A 4254-nucleotide genomic window follows, 5' to 3' on the forward strand; every position below is an offset into this window, starting at 1 on the left:
CAACAACGCCGCAACGGTCGATCGCTCCGATACCGGCGAAGTAACGGCCATGGGATGCAGGGTCTTTCGGCCCGCGCTACGGCCGGGGCGTCAGATCCAGGGAGGTGATGGTCGTCATCCTGGTCACCAGCCAGCGCCCCTTCACGCGCTTCATGAACAGCCGATAGGACAGGTACTTCAACGCCGGGATGTTCTTGGTCAGCGGGCTGGTGGACGTGGTGTTGGTGTACACGATGACGACGGCGTTCGGGTCATCCAGCGATTCCACCGCCGCGCCGGTGACCTGGGTGCTGTTGGTCACTTTCGCCTGCTTGTTGGGCGCCACGATCGAGTCGACGAATTTGCGGTACTGGGCTTCGAAATCGCCGCTGAGGTACGTCGCGGCGCGATCGGCCAGGCCGTCCATGTTCTCCGGGGTGTAGGTCCACAGGGTCGTGATCGCGTTGGCCGCGGTCCGGGCCACCTTGAGTTTGGTTGCGGCGGTGGCACGGTCGGTCAGGTAGGGCTGCAGGGTCGAACCCGCAAACGCCGCGGAACCGACGAAGAGCACCGCCGCCACCGCGACGGCAATGGCCCTGCCCTTTCCGCCGAGTCGCTTGAAGCGGAAGCGCTTGGGCTTGGTCGTCGCAACGGTCTCGCCGGCCTCGCCGGCCTCGCCGGCCTCGGCCGCCTCCTCGTCCGAGGTCGCTTCTGTTGCCGCAGAGTCGGTTTCGTCCTGCTCGACGGAATCGTCGCTCTGAGCTTCCTTGGTTACCTTGGCCACCTTGGCTTCCGGGGTTTCCGAAGTTTCCGAGGCCTTTTCGGTCAGATCACCTGCAGCAGGTTGCTGATCTTCCACTGCTTCCCTTCCTGCGTTGCGGTTACCGTCCACCGATTCGTGTTCTCGATTACCTGCTTCTCATCCGGCGACTTGGACGTGACCGCCGTCGCCACCATCACGGTGACGGTGCCGTCGTCGTTCCAGCGTTCGACGCCGGTGCCCAGGACGGTGCCCGTGGCGGGTTCGGCGCGCGCGACCTGGAGCAGGATCTCGTTCGCCTTGTCGGTGTACTGCTTGGCGAACTCACCCGTCGCTTGGGCCAATATCCGGTCTACGTAGTTGTTGGCGTGAAAGGGATCGATGGAAGTGAACTCCGTCATGAAACCCGTCACGTAATTGAGCACCTGGCGGTCTTTCGACGCCTGGTGTTCGGCGGACTGATGAGAGATCAGCATCAGGGTGGAGACCGTGACCGCCGCCGCCATGACGAGCGCGGCAACGGCGATCATCAGCGGGTACGCCCACGGCCGGTACGACGTCGGCGGCCGCGCGACGAGTAGCGAGTCTTCGCCCGGCGCAAACTTGCGGCGCGGGCTCATTTCCCGTTCCCGGGCGGTTTCGGTTTGGTCAGGACGGTGAGGTCGTCGACGAGCCAGCGGTCGTTGCCGCCTTTGGCGAAACTCACGCGCACTGTCGCGCTGATGTAGCGCTGCTCGGGCCCCACGCCGCGCCGCCCCTGCATGAACAACAGCATCGTCGCCCGGTCCGGCGTCGCCGATTCGATGGAGCCGTCGGTCACCCAGTACTCGTTGATGACCGGGTTGCCTTTTTGGACGACGTCCTGCTGTTCGGCGAGCTTGTGCCGATATTTGTCGGTCGCCAGCGATTGGGCGCGGGAAAAGTCGTCGTGCAGCGACTTCGGGTCGTACGTGAGCATCTGTGCGACGATCTTCGGCCCCTGCACCTGGATCTGGGCCCTGGTTTGTTCGCTCTCCCGATCGCGGGAGTACACGACCAGATAGCTCACGCCGACGCCCGCGACGCACACCGCCGCGGCGGTGATCACCGCGACCGCGCTCCAGCGCCGCATGTTCGGCGGCCGCCGATCCGGTTCGACCCAGCGGACCTCGGTGCGCAGCAGCATGTCGGCGAAGGTGCAGCCGCGTGAATCCCAAAGCGGCCATAGCCATCCCACCACCGACACGGTGTCGAGGAGATGAGCCAGGTCGCGCAGCAGCAGCCCCCACACCCCGATGGGCTCGCCGTCGCGGCGTAGCACCGTGATGCCGTACCGCGCACGCCCCAAGCTCCAGCCGACGACGCTCGGCAACACCAGCCGGTTGACCAACGTCAGCAGGATGGCCACGCCGAGGACCGAGACGCACACCCACCACCAGACCGGGTGCTTGCGGACGGTCAGCGCGGCCAACGCCATCGTCGCCACCATGGCGGCGCCCGGAAGCACGTCGAGTGCGAACGCACCCGCCCGGATGTGCCAGGGCGCCAATGCATTTCGCGGTGGCTCCGGGACTTCCGCCTTGGTCTGGGTCTTAGCCTGAGTCTGCTCGACCACCACCGTCACTTCGTCACCTGGTCGAGCTTGGCGATCTTGTACTGCCCCTCCGCGGTCGCCATCGTCACCCGCAGCCGATACCCGGTCTCGTTCTCCGACTTGTCGCTGGCGACCTTGACGCGCATCGCGACGAGTACGTCGATGGAACCGTCTTTGTTGTTGCGCTCCACCGCCGCACGCACATCGGCCACCTGCACGTGGATGTTCGAAGCCTGGTACGCCTGGACGAGCATGCTGGTGTACAGCAGGGCTTGGGCGCGGAAAGCGTCTGTGCCACAGTCGATGATCTTCTGTTCGCTCGCGACCATCGCGTTGGTGTCCGGCGCCTGGGTCGCCGAAACACACTCGATCGCCGCTTTGAGCGCCGCGGCGTTGTTGCGCGCGATCGCCTGGCTGTCGTGGTGGTAGCGCAGGGCAAGGTAGCCGCCGGCCCCGATCCCCCCGGCGGCCAGGACCAGCGCCGCCGCAATACCGGCCACCCAGCCCCGACGACCCAGCCGCGACGGGCGGCGCTCCACGGCGGTATCCCCGCCCTCGACGGCGGCGTCCTCGGATTCCTCCGAATCCCCGGCGGTCACTTCAGCGGCGAGCTGGTCCGCGTCGCCCTCGGGCTCCGCCTCGTCCGTCACCTCGGGCTCCGCCTGCGCGGCCACCTCGGCGCTGGTTTCGTCAGCCTCGGATTCCGACGAATCCTCGGCCGCCACGTCGGTGCTGGTCTGGTCGGCCTCGACCTCGGATTCCTGACGGTTCTTCCGCCCTGGCCTTCGGGAGAGCCTGCGCAGACGACGAGCAATCGGCATCGGTGGGGGGTTCAGCCGGCCGGCGCCAGCATCTCCTTCCATCCGTCGTCTCCTGTTTTTGTCGAGTTTTCGACGGACCATTTAACTCCGTCGGGCCCTATCAGTTGACCGCTCTGCGGACTGTATACCGCCGACGGGGGGCCCCCGCCCGGAGTGTAGACACACGGGTTGGGCTGCTGTCCGTTGCACGTCACGGTACCCGATCCCGGCCGCGACAACGGGTCGCTGGTCGGCGGGGGCGTCCCGGCGACCCGGTCCGAGGGCGCCGGGTTCATTCCGTTGTTGATCGACGGTGCCGGGATCACCATGCCCGGCCGCACCGACTGGTCACAGCGCGCGGCGGGCGCGGGGCAGGTCAGGATCTGGTTCGGGTCTCCGTACCAGGGGTTGGTTCCGGCCGGGACGTACGGCCTGGGGTCGCGGCACTCCCGTGGCGTGGCGGCCCGCTTACCCGGGATATCGACGCAGGGAATGTTGCGCGATCCACGCACGCTGTTGGCCGGCGTGTCCATCGGGATCTTGCAGTAGGTGCCCGACGGCAGCGGCACCATGCTGGTGTCGGCCGGGGACCGCCATTCCGACGCCGGAACGAAACCCGTGAGGCAGGGCGGCGGCCAGTTGATCGACAGCCCCAGGTCGAGCGCCGCCTGGTTCGGGAACGGCGCGCCCACCGTCTGCGCGATCGACGCACCCTGCGGCAGGAACACCAGCACCTGTTCCAGACCGGTGTGGTAGCGCTTGAGCAGGTCGAACACCACCTCGAGGTTCGCCAGCGTCTGCGGTAGCGAATCCCGGACATCGTTGAACACGTCGTTGACCTGATCGGCGGTCGGCGCCGCTTGGGACAGAATGCTTCTCACGTGCTGGTCGTTCGCGGCCGACTGCGCGGCCAACGTGTTCAAGTTGCGCGCCCAACGCTCGATCGCGTCATTCGAATTGACCTGGCTGTCGAGGATCGGCCCGGAGTTCTGGATGATGTCGTTGACGTTGGTGATGTTGGTCCTGAAGTCGCCGACGATCGCCTGCGTGGAGTCGACCAACCGTTGCAGGGCGGGCCCCAGCCCGCCGACCGATTCCGCGGTCTCGTCCAGCAGCTGGCCGATCTTGTCCTTGGGCAACAC

5 protein-coding genes are annotated in these 4254 nt (G+C 66.6%); all 5 read right to left on the bottom strand.

Annotated features, from left to right (window positions below):
* Positions 1-76 precede the first annotated feature (76 nt).
* On the bottom strand, positions 77-838 hold the full coding sequence (locus A5736_RS10135; RefSeq protein ID WP_076245966.1) for a mammalian cell entry protein: 762 nt from the start codon (positions 836-838) through the stop codon (positions 77-79).
* Complete coding sequence (locus tag A5736_RS10140; RefSeq protein WP_076245968.1) at positions 805-1359, bottom strand: mammalian cell entry protein; 555 nt, start codon at positions 1357-1359, stop codon at positions 805-807. The genes A5736_RS10135 and A5736_RS10140 overlap by 34 nt, the downstream gene beginning before the upstream one ends.
* Positions 1356-2342: an RDD family protein gene (locus tag A5736_RS10145; RefSeq protein WP_076245970.1), complete on the bottom strand. Its 987-nt coding sequence runs from the start codon at positions 2340-2342 to the stop codon at positions 1356-1358. Before A5736_RS10145 ends, A5736_RS10140 begins: the two co-directional genes overlap by 4 nt.
* The gene (locus A5736_RS10150) at positions 2339-3175 is read right to left on the bottom strand and encodes an Mce protein (protein WP_076245972.1); all 837 of its coding nucleotides are present in this window, start codon (positions 3173-3175) and stop codon (positions 2339-2341) included. The genes A5736_RS10145 and A5736_RS10150 overlap by 4 nt, the downstream gene beginning before the upstream one ends.
* On the bottom strand, positions 3145-4254 hold a 1110-nt coding region (locus A5736_RS10155; RefSeq protein WP_076245974.1), incomplete at its 5' end, for an MlaD family protein. The genes A5736_RS10155 and A5736_RS10150, both read right to left, overlap by 31 nt.

Source organism: Mycobacterium sp. SP-6446, assembly GCF_001954045.1.
In the GTDB taxonomy this organism is placed as follows: Bacteria; Actinomycetota; Actinomycetes; order Mycobacteriales; family Mycobacteriaceae; genus Mycobacterium.